This is a genomic window from Kitasatospora sp. NPDC028055, from assembly GCF_040637885.1.
Taxonomy (GTDB): domain Bacteria; phylum Actinomycetota; class Actinomycetes; order Streptomycetales; family Streptomycetaceae; genus Kitasatospora.
Genome location: NZ_JBEZXE010000036.1, coordinates 74912 through 98003 on the forward strand (window position 1 = coordinate 74912; position 23092 = coordinate 98003).

15 protein-coding genes are annotated in these 23092 nt (G+C 74.0%); 1 reads left to right on the forward strand and 14 read right to left on the reverse strand.

The genetic code is table 11. The features are described from left to right. Nucleotides 1-2: 2 nt before the first annotated feature. The 13 genes from AB0F71_RS28955 to AB0F71_RS29015 all read right to left on the reverse strand — a co-directional run bounded on the left by AB0F71_RS28955 (nt 3) and on the right by AB0F71_RS29015 (nt 20977). Nucleotides 3-2654, reverse strand: a complete 2652-nt coding sequence (locus AB0F71_RS28955) for an acyl-CoA reductase (protein WP_360240102.1) — start codon at nt 2652-2654, stop codon at nt 3-5. Then, nucleotides 2651-3817 carry an acyl-protein synthase gene (locus AB0F71_RS28960; RefSeq protein WP_360240150.1) on the reverse strand — a complete coding sequence of 389 codons (1167 nt, stop codon included), beginning with the start codon at nt 3815-3817 and terminating at the stop codon, nt 2651-2653. The genes AB0F71_RS28955 and AB0F71_RS28960 overlap by 4 nt, the downstream gene beginning before the upstream one ends. Before the next feature lie 71 nt (nt 3818-3888). Next, complete coding sequence (locus tag AB0F71_RS28965) at nt 3889-5034, reverse strand: GNAT family N-acetyltransferase (protein WP_360240105.1); 1146 nt, start codon at nt 5032-5034, stop codon at nt 3889-3891. Continuing rightward, nucleotides 5031-6443, reverse strand: coding sequence for an MFS transporter (locus tag AB0F71_RS28970; RefSeq protein WP_360240108.1), 1413 nt, complete (start codon nt 6441-6443; stop codon nt 5031-5033). The genes AB0F71_RS28965 and AB0F71_RS28970 overlap by 4 nt, the downstream gene beginning before the upstream one ends. Continuing rightward, nucleotides 6440-7702: a phenylacetate--CoA ligase family protein gene (locus AB0F71_RS28975; RefSeq protein ID WP_360240111.1), complete on the reverse strand. Its 1263-nt coding sequence runs from the start codon at nt 7700-7702 to the stop codon at nt 6440-6442. Before AB0F71_RS28975 ends, AB0F71_RS28970 begins: the two co-directional genes overlap by 4 nt. A gap of 569 nt (nt 7703-8271) precedes the next feature. Then, nucleotides 8272-9435 carry an alpha-hydroxy-acid oxidizing protein gene (locus AB0F71_RS28980; protein WP_360240114.1) on the reverse strand — a complete coding sequence of 388 codons (1164 nt, stop codon included), beginning with the start codon at nt 9433-9435 and terminating at the stop codon, nt 8272-8274. A gap of 301 nt (nt 9436-9736) precedes the next feature. After that, a complete protein-coding gene (locus tag AB0F71_RS28985; protein WP_360240117.1) occupies nt 9737-11929 on the reverse strand; it encodes a trehalose-6-phosphate synthase in 2193 nt (730 codons plus the stop codon). 53 nt (nt 11930-11982) lie between these two features. Further along, entirely contained in the window at nt 11983-12951 is a 969-nt protein-coding gene (locus tag AB0F71_RS28990) for a PfkB family carbohydrate kinase (protein WP_360240120.1), read from the reverse strand. Between the two features lie 75 nt (nt 12952-13026). Further along, nucleotides 13027-14154 (reverse strand): NADH:flavin oxidoreductase, encoded by a 1128-nt coding sequence (locus AB0F71_RS28995; protein ID WP_360240123.1) that lies wholly within the window; start codon nt 14152-14154, stop codon nt 13027-13029. A 166-nt stretch (nt 14155-14320) separates the two neighbouring features. After that, nucleotides 14321-15766 carry a leucyl aminopeptidase gene (locus AB0F71_RS29000; protein WP_360240126.1) on the reverse strand — a complete coding sequence of 482 codons (1446 nt, stop codon included), beginning with the start codon at nt 15764-15766 and terminating at the stop codon, nt 14321-14323. Beyond that, a complete protein-coding gene (locus tag AB0F71_RS29005) occupies nt 15763-18291 on the reverse strand; it encodes a hypothetical protein (RefSeq protein WP_360240129.1) in 2529 nt (842 codons plus the stop codon). The genes AB0F71_RS29000 and AB0F71_RS29005 overlap by 4 nt, the downstream gene beginning before the upstream one ends. A 302-nt stretch (nt 18292-18593) precedes the next feature. Next, nucleotides 18594-19739 (reverse strand): aminotransferase class V-fold PLP-dependent enzyme, encoded by a 1146-nt coding sequence (locus AB0F71_RS29010; RefSeq protein WP_360240132.1) that lies wholly within the window; start codon nt 19737-19739, stop codon nt 18594-18596. Continuing rightward, nucleotides 19736-20977 (reverse strand): MFS transporter, encoded by a 1242-nt coding sequence (locus AB0F71_RS29015; RefSeq protein WP_360240135.1) that lies wholly within the window; start codon nt 20975-20977, stop codon nt 19736-19738. Before AB0F71_RS29015 ends, AB0F71_RS29010 begins: the two co-directional genes overlap by 4 nt. A gap of 246 nt (nt 20978-21223) precedes the next feature. On the opposite strand from AB0F71_RS29015, the gene AB0F71_RS29020 reads away from it, so the two are divergent. Next, nucleotides 21224-21850 carry a hypothetical protein gene (locus AB0F71_RS29020; protein ID WP_360240138.1) on the forward strand — a complete coding sequence of 209 codons (627 nt, stop codon included), beginning with the start codon at nt 21224-21226 and terminating at the stop codon, nt 21848-21850. 34 nt (nt 21851-21884) lie between these two features. Here AB0F71_RS29020 and AB0F71_RS29025 read toward each other — a convergent pair whose 3' ends face one another. Beyond that, a complete protein-coding gene (locus tag AB0F71_RS29025; RefSeq protein ID WP_360240141.1) occupies nt 21885-22631 on the reverse strand; it encodes a G1 family glutamic endopeptidase in 747 nt (248 codons plus the stop codon). Nucleotides 22632-23092 lie beyond the last annotated feature (461 nt).

The following is a 23092-nucleotide window of genomic DNA, read 5'->3' on the forward strand; positions in this document are numbered from 1 at the left end:
TGTCACGGTGTGGGCTGCCGCCGGTCGACCACCGTCCGGAGCTTGCCGCTGGTGGGTGTCCGTTCGAAGGCGGCGGAGCCGACGGTCTCGACCGTGACGTCGAGCAGGCCCTCGGCGACGGCCGAGCCCAGTTCCGGGACGGCGGTCAGGAACGCGGCGCGGGCGGTGGCCGCGGGCGGGGCGTAGCGCTCGTCGAGGCGGACGGTGGCGTGCTCGCGGGCCGCGCCCGGGTCCAGCAGCAGTTGGAGTTCGCCCTGGTAGCCGAACTCCTCCTGCGCCACCGCGATCAGGCGCCGGACGTTGAGGAAGTACGTGCCGACCCGGACGACGTCCCCGTAGCGGCCGAGGAGTTCGATGCGGGGGGTGTGGCTGCCGCAGGGGCAGACGCCCTCGACGGCGCGGCCGAGGTCGCCGATCTGGTACCGCTCCAGGCGCTGCCCGGCCCGGGTGCGGCTGGTGAAGACCAGGCGGCCCGGCTGCCCGGCGGGTGCCGGGCGGTCGGCCTCCGGGGCCAGGATCTCCAGGGTGTGGAGGTCGGTCAGGACGTGGTGGACCGAGCCCTCGGAGTGGGTGCACTGGTAACCGAGCGGCCCCAGGTCGGTGCTGCCGTACGCCGCCGAGCGGATCACCTCCACGCCGAACTCCTCGGTGAGCACCCGGCGTTGTTCCGCCGTGAAGTGCTCGCCGCCGTAGAAGACCTTGCGGATCCCGCCGTACGCGCGCAGCGCGGCGCCCTGGTCGTGGAACAGCTGCCAGAGGTACGAGGGCATGCCGAACACGGTGTCCGCCCGGTGCGTCACCAGGGCCTCGGCGGTGGCGGCGTGGTCGGGGCCGGCGGCGATCGGGAGCTGGGTGGCGTTGAGGCGCTCCAGGATCGAGAAGAAGCTGATGAAGCTGCCGTACATGCCGCCGCAGTAGAACAGGTTGGCGGCGCGGTCCCGGGCCGGGTCGAACCCGGCGGCGAGCAGGCCGTCGGCGCAGGCCCGCATCTGGGTGTCGTAGTCGGCGTTGGTGAACACCGACAGGGCCGGGGCGCCGGAGCTGCCGCCGCTGCGGAAGTGGAGGTGGGCGTGCTCGAGCGCGAGGGTGCGCAGCTGCTCCTGGACCCCGGCCTTGTCCAGCAGCGGGCCGTCCGGCGCGGCCGGGACGAAGGCGGGGGCCGCCAGGTCGTCCAGGCAGGCGGTGGTGGCGAAGGCCCCGTCGGCGCGGACGCTGACCCGGCGGCTGTAGCGCTGGAGCGCGTACACGCCGTCGTGGGGCTCGCCGTGGTAGCTGTCGAGCATCCCGCCGACCGGGGTGACCCGCAGGACGCCGGCGGCGAGCACCGCCTGCGACAGCCGGGCGACGTCGGCCCGGCTGCCGCCGATCGCGGCGGTCTGCAGGTAGCGGCGCATCGGGCGCAGCACGGTCATCACGGAGCCGCGGGGCAGCGGCTTGACCCAGACGCTGCGGTGGAGCGGCGAGGCGGCCAGGGCGGGGCGGGTGTCGGCGAGGACGCGCCAGGAGCCGTCCTCGGCGGCCACGACCCTGGTGAGGCCGAGGTGTTCCTCCAGCCGGGCGATCAGCTCGGTGGTGGTGACCTCGGCGTGCTCGGCCGGTTCGAGTTCGGGGCGGGGCAGCCGGGCGGAGGCCTCGGCGAGGTGGGCGGCGAAGCGCTCGGCGAAGGCGAAGACCTCGGTGGCGTTGGCGGCGTCGTCGGCTGCGTCACCGTCGGAGGTGCCCTCGGTGTCGAGGTAGATCACCTGGGGGCTGGAGCAGGCCTGCTGTTCGAAGCGGCAGACGTCGGCGGCGAGCGCGTCCAGGGTCGGCCCGTCCGACCAGGCGTCACGGGTCAGGTAGGCGAAGGAGATCCGATGGCCCCACTCGACCAGGCGGCAGCCGGGCGGGACCAGTTCGGCGACCGAGCGGACGGCGTCCTCGCCGCCCCACACCGCCACCGCGTCGGCGGGCTCGCACAGCAGGCGCAGCCACTCGGCGCGGGCGGAGGGGAAGCGCAGCCCGACGATCCGGCGGGCCAGGGCGCCGGTCGGGTCGGCGGCGGCCAGCTCGGCGAGCAGGTGCTGGGGGAGCAGCGTGTCGTTGCTGCTGGTCTTGAGCACGTTGAGGTTGCCGGTGAGCAGGCCCTCGATCACGCTCAGCGGGGCCACGGCGGCGGCGTTGCCGGGGGCGATGTGGACCAGCAGCCCGACCGGTGCCCACGCCTCGAAGGTGGTCTCCCGTGCGTCGGGCCGGGTGAGCCGCTCGGGGCGCAGTCCGCCGAGTTCGCGACGGAGCTTGAGTTCCAGGGCAGGGCGGGCGATCGCGCCGGCGATCTCGGCGAGCGTCGCGGCCGCTTCGTCCGCCTCGACACCGCCGGTGGTGAGTTCGGAGAGGAGGCGGGTGCGGACCGGGCTGCCCGCCGTGGCGAGGGCGTCGGCGAGGCGTTGGCAGGCGCTCAACACCAGTTCGGTGGGCAGAGGTTCGGCGAGGACGCGGGCGGCGAGCGCCGGGAGCTCGGCGAGCCGGCGGGCGGCCTCGTCGTCGTCGATGAACGAGCCCTGCCAGAAGTGGGGCCCGGTGCCGACGAGTTCGGTGCTCGGGGGTTCGGTGGTCACGGGCTCGGTGCTCGCGGGTTCGGTGCTCGCGGGTTCGGTGGTCATGGGTTCGGTGGTCACGACATCCCCTTCAGGAGTTCGGCGGCGGCCGCCGCGCAGTTGCGGTTCCGGCTGACCCCGGCGCGGCCGTGGATGGTGAACCACGGGGTGGGCAGCGGGCAGGGGCACTCCTGCCCGGGGTGCAGCGAGGCGAGGTCGCCCATGACGACGCTCTGCGCCGGCACCGAGGTGATGTACGGGGAGACGAGGTGGAGGAAGCCGCGTTCGCCGTACGGCAGCGGCTCCAGGGTGCGGGTGTCGCGCACCGCCGCCCGCGACCAGACCGGGACGTGCAGCCGGTGGTGACCGCACTCGATGTACGGCACGCAGTGCTCGACCGAGCCGAAGGTGTCGCGGATGCGGTCCGAGGGAATGCCCAGCTGCTCCGTGACCCCGGCGTAGAACTGCTCCTTGCCGATCTGCCGGTCGGTGTGCCCCTTCCAGCCGCCGCCGAGCAGGACCAGGGAGTCGGCCGGGAGTCGCAGCGGCGGGAGGCCGAGGGCGCGCATGCGCTCCAGGGTGAAGTGCAGGAAGGAGGGGAAGCCCAGGATCCGTACCGGCAGGCCCTCCTCGGCGTAGCGTTGCAGGGCCTCGATGCAGCCGTGGACGTCGAACTCGTGGCCGCTGCCGGTGTGCCGCAGCGCGTGCGTGGTGTGGTTCGCCGGGGCGAAGTCGCAGAGGTAGTTGTCGGTGAACGAGGTGCCGAGTTTCAGCTGCGGGGCCGGCTCGTAGCTGTACAGCAGGTAGTTGACCGGCTGGTCGGGGGTGATCCAGCCGTAGTGGTCGAAGATGCGGGCCACCATGCGCTGCGCGGAGCGGATCGTCCAGGTGTCGAAGAACATCTGCGACTTCTGGCCGGTGGTGCCGGAGGAGGTGAGGTGGAGGAACACCTCCTCCCGGGGGATGGAGAGCACCTCGTGCCGCTTGAAGAAGTTGGCGTGCACCAGGGGCGTGCGGATCCCCTCGCCGACGGTCGGTGCCGGGGTCTCCGCCGGGCCGTCCAGCAGCGAGCGGAGGAACGGCGAGCGCTCGGCGTGCCACGCGTGGGACTCGGCCATGGCGGCGGCGAACAGGGCGTCGGTCTCCGGCCCGGCTGCGTACGGGGCGGCCAGGTCGCAGAGCCGCTGGACGTGCGGGAGCGCGGCCGGGTCGGGCACCGCGACCGGCGCGAGATGGGCGTTCACGGGTTGGTCGGCCGTGTGGTCGGCCAAGTGGCCGGTGAGGTGGTCGGTGAGGTGGTCGGCCAGGTGGTCAGTCATCGTGAGACCTCGGGAATGGGTAGGTAGGTCGACGTCCAGGCGGTCAGGTAGGCCAGCAGGTACGGCTGGAGCGGACTGCTGACGGCCGCCGCCCGGAAGTCGATCTGACGGCTGGTGCGGGAGAGCACCACGTAGTCGTGGAACCGGTCGCCGATCCGGCGCATCGCCGGGTAGACGGCGCTCGGGATGAACCCGGCGGCCAGGAAGGCGTCGAGCCCGGCGGTGTCGGCCAGCGGCAGCAGCGTCTCGACGTAGTCGGCGCCGGCCCGGGTGACGGCGGCCATCAGCGGCTCCAGCGCCCCGGTGACGGCCGCCGGGGACGGGTGCACAGCGATCAGCGAGCAGCTCGCCGCGGCCCGGTCCAGGTCGGCGTACGCCTCGAACGCGCCGTCCGGCGGGGTGAGTACGGCGTTCGGGACGTGCAGCGGGAAGAACCGCTCCCCCGGATCGGGGAAGAGTTCGAGGAAGCGGCGGCGGACGAAGCCGGGTGCGGTGATCAGCTCCATCGGCGCCGTGACGGGCGCGGCCCGCCCGAGGGCCGGGGCGGGGGCGTCCGTCGGGCGGGGGCGGCCGTAGTCGACGCCGGTGCTCTGCCGGGCCGCCTCCAGCAGCGGGACCAGGGCCTGCGGCACCGCGCCGACGCTCTCCCGGCGGGCCAGGACGCCGTCGGCGTGCCGGGCGAACAGGGCGAGGCTCTCGCACCCGGCCACCTCGACGGCGTTGGGCATCAGGCCGAGGGCCTGGAAGCCGTTGCGGGCGAAGACCTGCTGGGGGCCGGGGGTGACCACGCGGACGGTCGCGTAGACCGAGTCCAGCGTGCCGGCGGCGAAGGCGTCCGCGCAGACGGAGGCGGTCAGCCGGGCGGCGAGGCCCCCGCCGCGCTGCTCCGGGTGGACCGCCAGGCCCACCAGCTTGCCGATCCGGCTGCCGGGGTCGGTCTGCACCGCCACCGAACCCGCCAGGCGGCCGGCGCCCTCGGGGCGGGCGGTCAGCCAGTGGGTGTGCGGGTCGTCGATCAGACGGCGCATCTCGGCGGGATCGCTGCCGAGGGCGACCGGGTAGCCGTGGCCGTAGACGTCGAAGTAGAGCTGCCGCAACTGGGCGACGTCCTGCGGTACCGCCGGGGCGATCGTCACGGTCATCGCGGATCCCCGTTCGGCTGCGCGGCGGTGGTCGGAGAGATCGCGGTGGCGGTGGCCGGGGCCGGTTCGCGTCGGCCGGTCCACCACAGCGCGGCGGCGACCGGCAGCACGCCGACGGCCTGGACCAGGCACAGGGTCCGCGCCGGGAGGTGGTCGCCGAGCAGGCCGAACGCCAGCGAGGACACCGGGAAGGTCGCCCCGAGCAGCGCCTGCATGACGGCGAAGAAACCGGGCCGGTCCTCGGCCGGCACCAGCCGCTGGAACAGCGCCACGAACCGTACGCCGATCACGCCGACGCACCAGCCGGCGACCGCCATCGCCCCGACGGCCGGCGCCTGCCCCACGGCCAGGCCGGGCAGACCGAGCGCGGCGGCCATCAGGCCCAGGCAGCCGGCGCCGATCGCGGTCGGCGAGCCCGGGAGCCGGCCGCCCGTGAAGGAGCCCACCAGGGTGCCCACGCCGAGGGCCGCCTCCAGGGCGGCGACGGTCGAGCCGTCGGCGTGCAGCACCGTCCGGGTGTACAGCGGCATGACCACGAACACCGCCGTGGTGAACACGTTCGCGGCGGTGAAGCAGAGGAGCACCCGGCGGATGAACGGGAGTTCGGCCAGGATGCGGCGCAGCGGCCGCCGGGCGGTGGGCGACGGGCCGTCCTCGCCCGGGGCTTCCGGCGCGGTGGCGGGCGGGGCGGCGGGGAAGCGGGTCGCGCCGACCAGCGCGGCCGCCAGCAGGTAGGCCCCGGCGCACCCGGCGACGATGCCGGGCAGGCCCGCGCCGTCGACCACCAGCGGGCCCAACAGCCCGCCGGCGAGGCCGGCCAGCGACTGGGTGGCGAGCTCGAAGCCGGTCGCGGCCTCGATGTCGGCGTCCCCCACCAGCTCGGGGACGGACGTGGTCAGGCAGGGGTCGAAGACCGCCTGGCAGCCCGCCAGCAGCAGTGCGGCTCCGTACATGACCGCCATCGGCGGTGTCGCGGTGTACGTCCAGCAGGCCGTGCCGAGCGCGACCAGACCGGCGACGGCCGCCGAGGCGGCCAGCACCGTGCGGTGCGGGCGGCGGGCGATGAGCGCGGCCACCAGCGGGGCCAGCACCACTGCGGGCAGGGTGCTGACGGCGAGGAAGGCGCCCGAGGCGAGGCCCCGGTCCGAGCCCGCGGCGTAGCCGATCAGCCACCACACCGCGCCGACCTGGAACATCCGGCCGGCGGCCTGGGTGAGGACCTGCGCGCCCCAGACGGCGGCGAAGCGCCGGTTGCGCAGGACGAGCGGCAGGCGGCGGGCGGCTGCGTCGGCCAGGTCGGCCTCGTCAGTCGTCTCGACCGCCTCGACCGCCTCGACAGCCTGAGCCGCCTCGGCAGCGTCGACCGTCCCGACCGTCCCGGCGGCCCCGGAAGCCCGGCCCCCCGTCATGAGTGCGGCCGTTCGTCGAGGACGCGGATCAGCTTGCCGGTCCGCGGGTTGACGGCGAGTTCGTGCGGACGCACCCACGTGACGGACAGCGCGTGGACGAACCCGGCGGCGACCGCCTCCGGGTACAGCGGCCGCGCCGTGTGGACGGCGCTCGTGACGGCGGCGGCCAGTTCGGGGAGCCCGGTGGGGTCCCCGTCGCAGGCCAGCCGCAGGACCAACCCGTCCCGGCCGTCCCAGCGGCGCACCACCAGCTGCACGCCGATCACCCGGCCGGCCGGGTCGGCGGCCCGGACGAGGTCGAGCACGTCCTGGGTGTACAGCGACACCGGCCCGACCCGTACGCCCTCCTGGGCCCGGCCGAGGATGCGGAACTGCCCGGTGGCGACGTCGGTCCACTCCGCGCGGTCCCCGACGGGGTAGCGCAGTACGGGCATCAGCCGTCGCCGTAGGTCGGTCACCACGACCCGGCCGGGTACGCCCTCGGTGTCGATCGGCTCGCCGGTGTGGTCGTCGAGGATCTCCACCACCGTCTCCGGGGTGAACGCCCGGTGCACCCGGGTGTCCGGCCCCGGTACCGGGCGGCCGAGCAGTCCGGCATCGACGGCGGCGTAACCGATCGACGAGACACGGGCGTTGGGGAACACCTTGTGCAGCAGCGGCTGCTGGTCCTGGTACAGGCCCTCGCCGCCGAACAACAGCAGTTCCACGGAGGGGAGTTCGCGACCGGAGGTCAGGAGGTGGTCGGCCAGTGCGCACAGCGTGGTCGGGGTGCCGGCCACCACCTCGACCTGGAACTGCTCCAGGGTCTGCGCGGTCGACTCCAGGGGCGCCGCCCCGCCGATCGGCAGCCGGACGTTGCCGACGGGCGAGCGGTGCAGCGAGTCGAGGATGAAGGTGTAACTGGCGTACAGGTCACCCGCGTAGAAGAGGTCGGCGACCCGGTGCCCCGGTCGCAGTCCGGCGTCGACCAGCCCGGCACCGAAGGAGGTGGTGAACTCCCGCCACTCCTCCCGGCTGTAGAACGAGAACTTCGGCGAACCGGTGGTGCCACCGCTCTTGAAGACGACCGCCTCCTCCAGCGGCCCGGTCAGCAGCCGGTTGTCGCGGGGCGTGTTGGCCTGCCAGAACTCGGCCTGCGGGACGACCGGGAGGTCGGTCAGCAGCGTGGCCGAGTCGGGCAGACCGGCGTACAGCTCGGCGTAGAAGGGTGAGTTGTGGCGGGCGAAGCGTATGAGTTCCGCTATCGGTTGAACGGGCATCAATTCCTGCTTTTGGGCGTGCGAGGGCGGAGCGAGGTCGTGGGGTGCACGACTTCGCCCTACGGGTCGGAGGCGATCTTTGAGCCGGCGGTCGGTGGAATTCGATTCCGGTGCGACTCGGCGGGCAACGGGTTCGGGAAACGGACCGGGCGTGCGCACTGAGGTTCAGCGGTGCGCGGATGGTTCGTCAGCTGATGCGACATCGGGGTCTGTGGGGTCACCCGCTCGCAGAAAGCAAGGCTATCACTCGGATATGCCTTCGGAACCCTGGTCGGACTGCCGTCAGATGGTATGGATACGACCTGAGGCTTCATTGCTGCCGTGTTGCGGCGGCATGACCAGCGGAGGGTGAGGTGGATCTCCCGGAAGCCGGACCGGGCGGGTGTTCCGCGCCCTCGTCGGCCGTATCCGCAATTCAGTTAGTTGAATTGATGACATTTCATGTTCGGGTTGTCTGATTACGGCTCGGATGTCGGAATTGCCACGCCGCTCCCCAGGGGGGGTACGGCCGCGGCCCGCTCGGCGAGCCGCGCCGCATCCGTCACACGGGAGGAGGACGGCTACCCGTGTCAGAGCCGTACCAGCGCCTCCGGCGTCAGGTCGGCCAGTGCGGGGTAGCCGTCGACGGCCATGAGCAGGTCGGCCTCGGCGAGCAGGGCGCGCAGGACGTGGACGATGCCGTCGGTGCCCTCCAGCGCCAGCCCGTAGGCGTACGGGCGGCCGATGCCGACCGCCGTGGCGCCGAGGGCGAGCGCCTTGATCACGTCGGTGCCGGTGCGCACCCCGGAGTCGAACAGGACGGGCAGGCCGTCGGCGGCCGCCACGACCCCGGGCAGGGCGTCGAGTGCGGGCAGGCCGCCGTTGGCCTGCCGGCCGCCGTGGTTGGAACAGTAGATGCCGTCGACCCCGCCGTCCCTGGCCCGGCGGACGTCCTCCGGGTGGCAGAGGCCCTTGAGGATGATCGGCAGGTCGGTGAGCGAGCGCAGCCAGGGCAGGTCGTCCCAGGTCAGCGGGTTGCCGAAGATCCGGATCCACTCCAGGACGGCCGCGCCCGGATCCTCCTCCGGGGCCTTGGCGAGGCGGGCACGGAACACCGGGTCCGAGGTGTAGTTCGCGAGGCAGTGGCCGCGCAGCTGGGGGAAGTTGGAGGCGGCCAGGTCGCGCGGGCGCCAGCCGGTGACCCAGGTGTCCAGGGTGACGACGATGCCCTTGAACCCGGCGGCCTCGGCGCGGTGGACCAGGCTGGCGGCGAGGTCGCGGTCGGTGGGGGTGTAGAGCTGGAAGAAGCCCGGGGTGTCGCCGAATTCGGCCGCGACCTGCTCCAGCGGGTCGACGGTGAGGGTGGACGCGACCATCGGCACGCCGGTCCGGGCGGCCGCCCGGGCGGTGGCGAGATCCCCGTGGCCGTCCTGCGCGCACAGGCCGATCACCCCGACCGGCGCCATGAACAGGGGCGAGGGAAACCGCAGCCCGAACAGGTCCACGGACAGGTCCCGCTCCTTCGCGCCGACCATCATCCGCGGGTAGAGCCCCCACCGCTCGAAGGCGGCGACGTTCGCCCGCTGGGTGGACTCGTCCCCGGCCCCGCCCGCGACGTACGAGAGCACCGACGGCGGCAACGCGGCCTGCGCCCGCGCCTCCAACTCCGCGAAGGCCATCGGCATCGTCGGCAGCACACCGCCGAGCCCGTTGAGGTAGATCTCGTTCTGGTAGTCACCGAAATGCTGCGCCATGGTTCGCGGGGCCTTCCTGTCGGTGTCGGGACGGCGGTCGCCGGGGGCCGGGTGGTCGGGTCGCCGGGTGGTCGGGTCGCCGGGTCGGCGCTCGTAGCGCTGCTGGCACTCGATCACGCCCCGCGATCCGTGTCGCGAAGGTACCCCGGCCGTACCGTCCGTGGGGTGAGTGGTGGCGGCGGGCGTACGTCGTCCTGGCCGGAGCGGCCGGAGCGGCCGGAGCGGCCGGGCGGGACGGCGGGATCCGCTTCCAGCCGTGACCCCCCGGCCCGGCAGCTCCCGGGCCGGGGTTCACGGCGCGTCACGCGGCCGGGCTCCGGTGGGCGCCGCTCCGGATGGCGCGCAGGATCTCGTGGGCCCAGTCGGCGGGCCGGCTGTTCCCGAGGAGGGCGGAGAGCCGGGCCATCCGGGCGCGGCGCTCGGCCGGGGCGAGGTCGAGGGCGTGGGCGAGCACGGCGGTGAGGTCCTCGGGGGAGTGCGGATCGGTGAGCAGGGCGGCCTCGCCGAGTTCGGCCGCGGCGCCGGTGTGGCGGGACAGCACGAGGACCCCCGGGTCGGCCCGGTGCTCGGGGTGCTCGGGGAGCGCGGCGCGGGCGGCGACGAACTCCTTGGCGGTGAGGTTCATGCCGTCCTGGAGGGAGGTGATCCAGAGGACGTCCGCGCTGAGGTACTGGTCGATCACCTCGGTGGTGGACAGGCGCCGCGGCAGGTAGTCGACCGGTTGCCAGGCCCCGCTCCGCCAGCGGGAGTTGGTCTCGGCGATGCGTCGCTCCAGGTGCCGGCGGGTGCTCTCGTACGCGGTGATCCCGGGCTCGGGCGGCGGGCAGACGAGGCGGAAGGCGAGCCGGCCGCGCAGGTCGGGGCGGCGGGCGAGCAGGCGGTCGACGGCGTCGACCTTCTGGACCGGGGCCTTGGCGTAGTCGAGGCGTTCGACGGAGAGCACCACGCGCTGGGTGCCCGGGCGGCGGTGCGGGGCGCGCAGGCGGGCGAGCCGCTCGACGGCCGGCCGGTCGATGCCCAGCGGGTGGACGGTGGTGTGCGGCTGGCCCGGGAGGCCGGCGAGGGTCCGGCGGAACCGGTCGGCGAAGGCCTCGATGTGGAAGCCGGCCCAGTCGAGGCAGGCGAGCGAGGAGCGCAGTTCGGCGGCGACGGGGAGGCCGGCGAAGGTCTCCGGGGCCGGGAACGGGGTGTGGTGGAAGAGCCCCGTTCTCAGGTCGGGGCGGGACCGGCGGAGCAGGCCCGGGACGAGCCAGAGGTTGTAGTCGTGCAGCCAGACGGTGGCGCCGGGGGCGGCCTGGGCGCTGATGTGCCGGGCGAAGCGGGCGTTGACGGTGCGGTAGTCGGCCCAGGAGCGTTCGTCGAAGACGGCCCGGTCCGGTTCGGACATCAGGACCGGCCAGAGCGTCTCCTTGCAGGCGCGGTGGAAGTAGCCGCTCCAGGTGGCCGGGTCGACGGGGACGGCGGCCAGGGGCGGGGCGGAGGCCGGGGACGGGAGCGGCGCCTGCCGGTCACGGCCGGTGCGGGCGGCGACCCAGACGCCGGGCAGGTCGTCGGCGAAGGCACTGCTCAGGGTGGGCAGGATGCCGTTGGGGCTGCTGGGCGGCTGCCAGCTCTCGCCGTTCCAGTGCAGCGGCGGGCGGTGGTAGGCGACCACGAGGGAGTGCCGGCCGACGGGTGTTTCGGCACCGGCCTCGGCCTCGGCCGCGGCGACGGACTCGTGGTCGGACTCGTGGCCGGAGTTGTGGCCGGGCCCGTCGTCGGACTCGTGGTCGGCGGCGCGGGAGGTCCAGCCGAGCGTGCGGAGCGCCGCGTGGATGCCCGCCGCACCGGGCCGGCCCGGGCGCTGGACCAGCGGGTTCCCGGCGAGCGCGGTGAGCAGGGCGGGTTCGGCCCCGTCGACGACCACCGCGTGGGTGCCGGCGCGGAACAGCGAGAGGTCGTTGAGGGAGTCGCCGGCGACCAGGATCCCGTCGGACTCCCAGCCCAGCTTCGCGGCCAGGGCCCGCAGGGCGTTGCCCTTGGAGGCGTTGGGCGGCAGGACGTCGAAGTAGCGGTCCGCCGAGTACTCCCAGGTGCAGCCGAGGGCCTCGACGGCCGCGGTCAGTTCCGCGGTGAGCCCGTCCGGGGGGAGGTGGTAGGAGCACCGCCCGTCCTGGTGGACGCCGTGCTGGTAGGCGAGTGCGGGGAAGCGGAGCAGCGCGGCGCGGATCCGGTCCGGTCCCGGCCAGCCGGCCCGCAGCTGGTCCTGGACGGGGTCGACGGGGGTGAGGTCGGTGCCGTCCAGGACGGTGGCGCCGACGTCGGCGATGATCCACCGGGGGTGCGGGACGAGCGGGTCGCGGAGCACCTCGCGGATCGAGGCCAGGCCGCGTCCGGTGGCGAAGACCGTGACCACCTCGGGGTGGCGGGCCAGGGCGTCCCGTAATCGACGCCGGTCGTCCGGGGTGCCGCCGAGCAGGGTGCCGTCCAGATCGGTGACCAGAATCCTCGACATCCGACGGACGCTAACACGATCACGCCGGGTGGTGAAGTGTTCATCTCATGCTGCTACGAGCGGAGTTCGGCGGAGCGAGCGAGCGGTCGCGTGCGCTGGCCGAGGAGCTGGTCGAGCTCCTCGGCGCGCAGGGCCGAGCCGGAGCCGGGGCCGGTGGTCGCCGCGGCCCCGCACAGCGACGCGGCGGCGAGGCAGTCGGGCAGGTCCCAGCCGCCGAGGAGCCCGTGCACCAGGCCCGCGTTGAAGCAGTCGCCCGCCGCCGTCGGGTCGACGGTGGCGGCCCCGGTGGCGGTCCGGGCGGCCGGGACGTCGTGGCGCTCGCCCGCCCGGACGGCGGTGGCACCCTGCGCGCCCCGGGTGACCACCACGGTGGGCACCAGGCGGCCGAGGAGGTCGACCGCCTCGTCCAGACCGGCGGCACCGGTGAGGCGCAGGGCTTCACCGTCGTTCGGGGTGAGGACGTCGACCAGGGCGAGGACGGCGCGGACGGCCGGGTCGTCGAGGCTCGCGGGCGTGTCGTGGCAGTCCATCACCACCAGCGCGCCCAGCTCCCGCGCGGCCCGGCACGCCGCCACCGTCCCCTCGTCCCACCGCAGTTGGGGCAGCAGCAGGACCTTCGGGCGGAACCGCCGCAGCAGCGGGACGAGCGGAGCCGGGTCGACCCGGTCCTGGAAGCTGACCATCGCACGGTCGTCCTCGGTGGCCAGGGCGACGGTCAGGCTGCGCACCGGGAATGGGTGCCGCCGGAACGCGGCCCCGTCCAGCCCCTCCCGCCGGGCGCAGGCCAGGACGTGGGCACTGAACGGGTCCGTGCCGAAGTCCGCGCTCCACACCACCCGCCGGCCGAGCCGGTGCAGTGCCATCGCCGGGGTGTACGCGCCGCCCGGCACCAGGCCGAAGCCGTCCGCGAACACCTCCGTGCCCGGCCGCACCGGCCGGTCCAGGCCGTGGAACACCAGATCGGTGAAGTACGGCCCCGCAACCAGGACTTCGTACGGAGGTAAGGACCCGTTCGTCTCCATCCGGCGAGCATACGGCGCGGGCCGCGCACCGGTGGCGGGATCGGCCGATCCCGCCACCGGTGCCACCGCTGCCGGTCAGCTCAGGGTGCGGACGGCGGCGGCGTCGTAGGGGCGGAGCTCGGAGAAGCGTCCGTCGAGGACCTTGGCGGCCCACTCCGGGTCCTGGAGCAGGGCGCGGCCGACGGCGACGAGGTCGAACTCGTCGCGCTCCAGGCGGTCGAGGAGGTTGTCGATGCTCCGGGTGTCGGAGCCCTCGCCGGCGAAGGAGGCGATGACGTCGCCGGCCAGGCCGACGGAGCCCACGGTGATGGTGGGGCGGCCGGTGAGCTTCCTGGTCCAGCCGGCCAGGTTGAGGTCGGAGCCGTCGAACTCGGGGACCCAGTAGCGGCGGGTCGAGGCGTGGAAGGCGTCCACGCCGGCCTCGGCGAGCGGGGCCAGGATCGACTCCAGCTCCTGCGGGGTCTCGGCGAGCCGGGCGTCGTAGTTGTCCGACTTCCACTGCGAGTAGCGGAAGATCACCGGGAACTCGGGGGAGACGGCGGCGCGCACGGCCGCGACGAGTTCGGCGGTGAACTTCGTCCGGGCGACCGCGTCCCCGCCGTAGGCGTCGGTGCGGCGGTTGGTGCCGGCCCACAGGAACTGGTCGAGGAGGTAACCGTGGGCGCCGTGCAGCTCGACACCGTCGAAGCCGATCCGCTCGGCGGCCGCGGCGGCCTCGGCGAAGGCGCCTATGACGGCGTCCAGGTCGGCCCGGGTCATCGCCCGGCCGGTGCCCTCGGTGCCGTCGAGCCGGATGCCGGACGGGCCGACGGCCGGGGCGTCGGCGACCGGCGGGTCGCCCTGCTTGCGCACCATCCCGATGTGCCAGAGCTGCGGCACGATGGTGCCGCCCGCCGCGTGGACGTCCGCGGCGACGCGGGCCCACCCGGCGAGCTGCTCCTCGCCGTGGAAGCGCGGAATACTGTCGCTCTGCCCGGCGGACTCGTGGTTGACGTACGTGCCCTCGGTGACGATCAGGCCGACGCCCGCGGCGGCACGGCGGGCGTAGTAGGCGCTCACGTTCTCGCCGGGGACGCCGCCCGGGGAGAACTGGCGCGTCATCGGCGCCATGACGATGCGGTTGGGCACCGTCAGCCCGTTGATCGTGACGGGCCGGGAGAGGATCTCGGCCGCGCGGGAGGAGGACGGCTCGGTGACGGTCATGGGGGCTTCCTCGCGGGTAGCGGTGGGGTGCGCTGGGGCAGCGGCGATCGCCGGTGCCAACCACCGCGGCGGCCTCCGCATTTCACCGACGGGCCGGAACCCGGCGTGATCCACGCCACTCCACGCCACTCCGTGCCACTCCACGCCGCTGCGCGACGGCGGACGGTCAGCTGGGCGGGTGGGGGTGGCCGGTGAGGAGTTCGGCCAGGGTGCGGACCCCGAAGCCGGTGGCGCCGGCGACCCACTCCGCATCCGTCCCGTCGGAGAGGGCGGTGCCCTGGATGTCGAGGTGGGCCCACGGGATGTCGGGCGGGACGAACTCGCGGAGGAAGTGGCCGGCCAGCAGTGCGGTGCCGTGCCGGGTGCCGAGGGTGTAGTTGACCAGGTCGGCGACCCGGGAGCGGAGTTGGGGCCGGTACGCGTCGGGGAGCGGCAGCGGCCAGAGCGGCTCGCCGGCCCGGGCGCCGGCTGCGCGCAGGCGCTCCACCAGGGTGTCGTCGGTGCCCATCAGCGCGGCGACCCGGCGGCCCAGGGCGATCGCGGCGGCGTCGGTGAGGGTGGCGATGTCGATGATCGCCTGCGGCCCGGTCTCGCCGGCCAGGACCAGTGCGTCGGCCATGATCAGCCGGCCCTCGGCGTCCGCGTGGCAGATCTCGACGGTGGTGCCGTTGCGCATCACCAGGACGTCGCCGACCCGGATCGGGTCTGCGTTGGGCATGTTCTCGGTGAGCGGCAGCCAGGCGTCCACCGCGACGGGGCAGTCCAGAGCGCCGAGGACGGACATCGCCCCCAGGACAGCGGCCGCTCCGGCCATGTCGGCCTTCATCCCGGCCAGTTGCGCGTTGGGCTTGAGGGACAGGCCGCCGGCGTCGTAGGTGACGCCCTTGCCGACCAGGGCGATCCGCCCGGTCCGTCCGCCCGCTCCGGGCCGTTCCGTCCAGCCGTCCGGCCGGTAGCCCAGCTTGACCAGCCTGGGCGGCACCAGGGAGCCCCGGCTGACCCCGAGCAGTCCGCCCAGCCGCTCGTCGGCGATCCGGGGGCCGTCCCAGACCTCGCACTCCAGTCCGGCCGCCTCGGCGACCTCGGCCGCGCGGTCGGCGAACGCGGGCGGGGTCAGGGCCTCGCCTGGTTCGTTGACCAGGTCCCGGGCCAGCAGGACGGCCTCTCCCAGCCGACGGCCCTCGAACAGGCCTCGGGCGGCTTCCGGCGTGCCGGGGGCGAGCACCTCGACGAGCTGGTCGGACGGCTCGGCCGGACCGCTCCGGTACCGGGTGAACCGGTACCCGCCGAGCAGGTACCCCTCGACGAGCGGTCGGAGGTCCGGGCCCGGCGGGTGGACGGCCAGCCGCCGGTAGGCGGAGACGGCCCGGGCCAGCCCGGCCGCCGCCGCCCGGATCGCGTCCCGGTCGGTCCGGGCCCGCGGGCCGACGCCGAGCAGCACGGTCACGGGAGTGCCGGGCAGCTGCAGTACCTCGCCCACCTCGCCGCTGAACCCGGTCCCGGCGAGGAACGCGGCGGGGAGGTCGGCGGGCAGCTCGCCGACCCGCACCGGCCGTACGACGGCCTCCACCTCGGGGCCGGGCTCGGGGCGCAGCACCCAGGTGACGCTCACGGCCGCTCCTGCCGGGCGGCGCGCCGGGCCGCGCCCCAGGCCTCCAGGTCGGCGAGGTACGCCCGGGCCGCCTCGGCCATGCCGTTGGCCGCGCCGACGGCCGCCCAGCCGCGTGCCGCGGAGATCGCGTACGGGTCCACCCGGAGGGCCTGGAGGTAGCAGTCCTCGGCCAGGACCGGCTGACCGGCCAGCCGGAAGCACTCGGCCGCGGACGCGTAGCCGAAGGCGGTGGAGACCGGGCCGAGCCGGGCGGTCCGCAGGAAGCTGTCGGCGGCCTCCCGGGGACGGTCGCGCCGCAGCAGGCCCTCCGCCACCTCGATGTGCGTCTTGGGCTCGTACGGGTCCACGGCCAGCGCCTCCGCGACCATGAGGTCGCCGCGCTCGTCCTCGCCGAACGCGTAGCACTCCTTGGAGCGGCTCTCCACGCAGGCCCGCAGGTTCTCCCGTTTGAGGAACTCCTGGTACGGCCCCTCGGCGGGCACCGCCCGGGCCAGTTCCTCGGCGCGGTCCATGTCGCGGGCCAGCCACGCGCGGTCCCTGGCCATGAACGGGACGAAGCTGACGCTGCGGTAGAACCGGCTCTCCGCCATCGTCCGCTCGAACGCGGAGCGGTCCGGGTCCGCCAGCAGCTCCTCCAGCGCACGGGCGCCGATCTCCCGCCAGCGCGTCGCCTCCTCCAGCGAACGCGTCTCGCGGGCGTGGAACACCACCGCCACCACGGCGATGACGAACCGCAGGTGGGTCGGGCAGGCCGGGTGTTCGGCGATGGCGAAGGAGGTCTCCGGTGCGGCCACCGCGGTGCCGATCGAGGCGACGTACCGCACCAGGTCGCGCCAGTGGTGCAGCCGCAGCTCGGCCGGGGTCCGGAGCCGGTCGACCGGCACGGCCGGGATCAGCTCCAGGACCAGCTTGGTGAATCCGAGCCGGTACAGCACCATGGCGATCTGCTGCCGGCGTTCGGGCTCGCAGCGGTCGAACTCGTCCAGCCACTCGCACAGCCGGTTCCAGCGCGGTGTGCGCAGGTGCGCGGGCAGTTCGGCCGGGTGGTCGACCGCGAACTCGGTCAGCCCGGACTCGCGGATCAGGTTGCCGCGGAAGGCCGGCGGCATCAGGCGCTGCCAGTTGACCTCGGCCCGCTCACCCCCGCGCTCGGCGAACTCGTAGGCGAGGCTGGGAAGCCGGGCGTACAGGCCGGGGGACTCGGACTCGCCCAGGTTGAAGTACGAGGCGTACATCCGGTAGTGCCAGTTGTTGGCGTACGGCCGCTCCGCGTCCCGGGTGGCGGCGCGCGCGGTCAGCTCCTCCAGCGGCCGGTCGCCGTCGTTCCGGCAGGCCTCCAGCAGCGCGTCCCGGGTGGCGCGGGCGCGCGGGGCGGCGCGGAAGGCCCGTTCGGCGAGCACCCGGGCGAACTCGGTGTGCCCGAGGTCCCGGGCGCGGTCGGCGGCCCGCAGCAGCGCGAAGGCGGTGCCGAACGGGCCGAGCCGGGCGGCGTGCAGGTAGCCGGCCAGCGCCTGCTCGTGCTCGCCCGCGCGTTCGTGGGCCTGCGCCGCCTGCATCCGGATCTTCACGTCCCACGGATCGAGGGCGAGGCCCTCCTCGACGGCGGCGCGTTCGGCCTCGGTGTCGCCGATCCGCACCACGATCTCCAGGTGCCGGTCGAGCAGCCGCCGACGGGTCTCCAGCAGGACCAGTTCGTCGTCCCGGTCGGGTGCGGTCAGCTCGGCGACGCCCGCCCGGACGTCGGCCAGCAGCGCCCGGGCGCCGCCGAAGTCCCGCTGCCGCTCGGCGTACATGACCTCGCGCAGTGCCAGCCGGGCGGTCAGGACGGTGTGGGTGAAGGGGGTGAGCTCGCCCGCGATCTCCTTGAGCAGCTCCCTGGCGCGGGCGAGGAGGAGCGGCGCGGCGGAGTCGTCCCCGGAGTGCCGGGCGAGCAGGTAGCCCCAGGCGGCCACCGCCTGGACGTGGGAGACCGTGGGCGCGGGACGGTCGGCCAGCACCCGGTAGGCCGTGGCGGTCCGCTCGGACAGGCCCTCGGAGCCGAACAGGGCGGCCGCGCGGGCGGCCTGGAGGCCTGCCGTCACCTGGTCCCGGCAGGCTGCCGGGTCGAGGTCCTCCGGGACGACCTCCAGCACCGCGGCGGGAAGGCAGACCGCGACCAGCCAGTGGGCGAGCCCGGAGCGGTCCACCTGGTCCAGCTCGGCGTGCCGCCGGTACGCCCCGGTCATCCGCCGCCAGGCGGGGGAGGCCAGCTCGTCGGGCAGGTCAGTCGGGAGCGCCGCCCGGTAGGCGGTCAGCCGGGACTCCTGCACCAGCAGCCGGCGGTAGCTCGCGGGCATCGTCATGCCGAACCGCAGCGCGCCCGGAGCGGGATTCTCGAAACGCCGGGCGGCCAGGACCGCGGCCCGCGCCTGGATGGCGGTGGCCGGTGATTCGGCACCATCGAAGTACGGGCGGTGCACCTCGAAGGTGAGCCAACTCGGCGCGTTGACCCCGACGATTCCGTGACTGAATTCCCAACGGTTCACGCGGTAATTCCTGTGCCTTTCTGGGATCAGGATCCGGGCGATCGGCGACATGCCCCGCGACGGAATCCGGGCGGGCCGGAAATCCCTCGCGGGGCATGCGTGGAGCGCCGGGATCAGACGCCGGCGTCGTCGATCAGACAGGTCCAGCAGTCCGCCGCACCTGTGCTGATCTCGACCTCGTCCTCCAGGGACTCCCAGGTCTCGTAAGCCATTTCGCCACCCCTCTCTTTTCACGGGCCGGTCCGGATATCCGGTCCGGCGAAGCGGTTGAGCGATATTCTTCGGGAACCGGAACGGCGCCGTCAAGGCTTCTGCGCGGCAAGCTCCGAAAGGATCTCCGCCACTTCTTCGTCGGTTGTCCAGAAATGCGGGGAAACCCGGACCCAGCCGTCCGGAACGGAAACGTGTATTCCGGCCGACGTCAATCTCCGGACGATCTCCACCCCTTCCGTCCGATGGCCGGTGAAACTCACGACGCCGGAGTGTCCGGCGCCGTCCGGGGGGAGCGCCGGGCGGTAGCCGAGCGCGGCGATCCCGGTGCGCAGTCGGTCGGCCAGGGTGCGCACCCGGTCGGTGACCACGGTGAGCCCGGTCTCCTCCAGCTCGGCCAGCGCGGCGGCGAGCCCGGCCATGCCGACCAGGTCGTACATCCCGCCCTCGACCCTGGCCGCCCCGGCCCGCTCGGGCAGGTCGTAGCGCAGCTGCCCCGGCCCCTTGGACACCTCCGCGGCGCCCTGGTGGCCGAACCAGCCGGTGGGCGTGGTGCGCAGCAGCTCCAGCCGGTCCGCCCGGCAGTAGAACACCCCAGTGCCCGGCGGCCCGCACAGCCACTTGTGCGCGCCCGCGGCGAGGAAGTCCACCGGGGTCGCGGCCACCGACAGCGGCAGCGCGCCGAAGCTCTGCACGGCGTCCACGCAGACCAGCGCCCCGACCTCGGCGGCCAGCGCGCAGATCCGGTCGAGGTCGCAGCGGAACCCGGTCGCGAAGTTGACGTGGCTCACCGCCAAGAGACGGGTGGCCGGCCCGATGGCCGCCGCCACGTCCTCGATCCGGTAGCCGCCGTCACGCATCGGCACCCAGACCGGCTCCACCCCGTGGCGGCGCAGGCGCAGCCACGGCCGCACGTTGGCCGGGAAGTCCCGGTCGAACAGCACGACCTGGTCGCCCGGGCGCCAGTCCAGCCCGTCGGCCACCAGATGGATGCCGGCCGAGGTGTTGGGGACGAAGGCGACCTCGTCGGGCGTGCAGTCGAGCAGCCGGGCGACCGACCGCCGGGCGGCGGTGCGCGCGCCGAAGAGGGGGCCGACCCTGGCGCTGCCGTACGGGAGGACCTCGTCCACGGCGGTGCGCATCGCGGCAACGGCGGCGGGCCGGAGCCGCCCCAGCCCGGCGTAGTCGAGGTAGACCTCACCGGTGGCGGCGCCGGCCGGTCGTCGGAGCCCGCTCACGAGACCGGCCCGACCGGGCGGGCGGCCCGGGGCGCGGCGACCGCCATCCAGCCCGCGACCAGCAGCGGGACGCCGTGCAGCAGCAGCACCCACTGCGCCACCCAGGCCGGCTGCAGCACCAGGCTCGTGACGAGCAGGCCGGACATGAAGCCCGCGTTGACCGTGATCTGGGACAGCCCGAACGCCCGCCCCCGCCGCCCGTCGGGCAGTTGCTGGAGGGACTGCTTGTAGGTGATCTCGCTCAGCGCGTCGCCCAGACCGGCCCCGGCCGCCGCCAGCAGCCGCGGCCACCAGCCGTCGAGCCAGAAGACGCCGATGAAGCCCAGCGACATCACCATCGTGGCCACGCAGTACACCCGGGCCGGCGCGCGGTCGACGATGCGCCTGGCCAGGGGCCGCAGCACGAAGCTCGCCAACAGCAGCCCGGCCGCCCAGCTGCCCCACACCGCACCGGAGACCACGGCGGGCTCGTCCGGGCGCAGTTCGGTGCCGAGCAGCGGCAGTCCGACGTGCTGGGAGGCGCTGCCGAAGGCGTCCAGTCCGCGCAGTGCGACCAGCCCCGCCAGCCCGGCGGCGACCAGCAACGGCCAGGCACCGGAGCGGTCCCGATCCCCAGGGCCCGGGCCGTCCGGCTCCCGCATCCGAAGGCGCAGGGCGAGCAGCACCGCGGCGGAGAGCGCGTAGCTGGCCGCGTCCAGCCCGAACACCCAGCGGTACCCGGCCAGGGGGACCAGGACGGTGGCGAGGCCCATGCCGACCATGAACGCCACCCCCTTGAGTCCGGCCAGCGCGCTGTTCACCGACGGGGTGCGCGGCCCGGCCAGCACGGGGGTGGCGGCGGACAGCGTGGCCTCGAAGACCGACCGCCCGCTGCCGACCACCACCACCGCCGGGTACAGCCACCAGCTCTGCACGCCCGTCGGCAGCACGGCCAGCAGCGCCAGCATGAGCGACCGGGCGAGGTCGGCGCCGATCATCATCCGACGGCGGTCCCAGCGGTCCCCGTAGCGGTGTCCGAGCCGCCCACCCGCGATCGCGCCCGCGTACAGCGCCACGCTGACCAGCCCGGTGTCCAGGGTCGAGTGGTGGAGTTCCCAGACGAAGACCGACAGGCAGATGAAGTCGAGCGCGTAGCCGACGTCCGAGATCGTCTTGGCGGTCAGGAGGATCGCCAGCTGACGGCGACTCGCCGAGGCCGTCCGCCGTGCCACTTCGGTGCCGGCCGCCACGGCGCCCATGAGGTCTCAACTCCCCGGTTGTGTGAGGGCTGTCATGATTCCCTCACCAACCCCCCACTTACAAGAGGTAGTTCGATGAGAACGTCCGCACCTCGCGGTGGACCTCGCCGGCTGGGCCCGGGGCCTCCGGCGGGCGGGGCCGTTCCGCGCCGCCGGGGGCGGTGGTCGGTGGTCGGTGGTCGGGGGGCGGTGGTCGGGGCGGTGGAGGAGCGTGCGCGGACCCGCTTCCCGGGAGACCATGCCTCCATGGACTCAGAGACGCTCGAACGGACCCGTCGCTCCCTGCACGCGGTGGCCGAGCTGGTACTGGCCGGACCGCAGTACCGGGCGAGCGGGACGATCCGGTTGCGGGCCTGCCCGGGCGGGTTCGGGACCGTGGCCGAGCCGTGGTTGCGGGTGGTGGGCGCGGAGCTGGTGGGGCGCGGGCGGGCGGTGTCGCTCGAACGGACCAGCTGCGTCGCGCTCGGCGCGGCCCTCGGGCTCGGCGTCGGCGCCCCGGAGGGGGTGTACCGGGACGGTCCGGGCGTCGCCGCCGACCGGCCGATCGAGGTGGACCCGGCCGCGGCCCGGTGGCTCGCGCACTGCTTCGCGCTCGGCGAGGCGGCGCTGCGGGGGCTGTTCCCCGAGGCGGAGCCGGTCATCTGGCCCGAGCACTTCGACGTCGGGGTGACCGTCGGCGCGGTGAACTACGGGCTCTCGCCCGGGGACGCGTTCCTCGCGGAGCCGTACGCCTATGTCGGCCCGCACGAGCTACGGCAGGGGGAGTTCTGGAACGCGCCGTTCGGCGCCGCCCGTCCGGTCCGCGAGCTCGGCGGCGCCGCCGGCCTGATGGACTTCCTGGAGCAGGGGCGCCGGCTGACGGGCGACGCCTGACGACCGTGGACGTCAGGCGTCGCCGGGGGACCGGTCAGCTGTGGTGCCAGGTCACCGAGAAGTCGGTGCCGGTGTTGATCCCGGAGGTGGTCGCCTTGGTGACGCCGTCCTTCGTGGCCATGTCGATGACCGACGGGTTCGAGGCGTCGAGGTTCTTGCCGTTCACCCTGGCGTTGGTGAACCCGATGGTGCCGAAGTCGGCGAGCGGTAGGACGCCGGTGAGGCTCGACGGGGCCTCGGCGATCACCTCGGCGGAGGCCAGGGTGGCGCTCTTCAGCGTCTTCGCGATGCTGTGGCTCCAGCCGAGCGTGGTGTTGCGGAGGGTCAGGGTGAAGGAGCCGCTGCCGTTGGTGGTGACGCTCGCGGTGAAGTGGTCGCCGGGGCGGACGGCGTTGCCGAAGTTCGTCGGGTAGGCCGGGTACATCTCGTACCAGGAGGAGTACACCGGCTTACCGCGCGAACAGTCGGCCTCGGTGCCGATCTGCTCGACCGTCTCGCTGCCGTCGCCGTCCAGCCCGACCCAGAAGGCTGACCAGGTGTTGGTGCTGGTGCAGGAAACGGCCGGCTGGATCCACTCGGCGCTGACGCTGGTGAACTTCCCGCCGGTCGCTGCGTAGCCGGACCAGTTGCTGCTGGTGCCGTACCGCAGCGCGCTGTCGTGGTGGTGGTCGGCGATCGGGCCCCGGACAGCGGCCTGGGCGGGGAGAGCAGGGGCAGCGCTGAAGAGCAGCGCCAGCAGGCTGGTCGTGGTGAAGAGGGCGTGCCGACGGGCTTTGGGCATGGCTGGTCCCGGGGGAGAGAGGGTGGAGTTGACCAAGCGTCGACAAAGTTAGTGGCCGCACTCCGGGCTGGGCGGGTACGGAGTGACGGCGCATCCCGGAATCCCCTGGTCGGCCCAGCGCGGGCGGACGCCCGTGGCCTGACGAGCCGAGTTTGTCCCCGAGGCCTGACGACGGGTACTGTCTCCCAGTCGCTCGGCAGGGAGCACCGGACACGCATCGGCGCGGACGGCCCCGGGGCGGCCAATCCCTTGAAACACCACGTCAGGTCCGCACCTGCCGTTTCGCTTCTTTGCGTCTCGGCCCGGTGCTTATATGGCATGTGCGTTTTATCGGATTGCAGCTGGATTCGCTTTTCGGAGCGAGGGTCGGCTAGAGTTTGAAACGTCGGACGGGGCGTCAAGCCGCAGAAGACACCGGCGAGTTGGATGACGAAGCCCCGGAAAACGGAGCGGAAAACGTC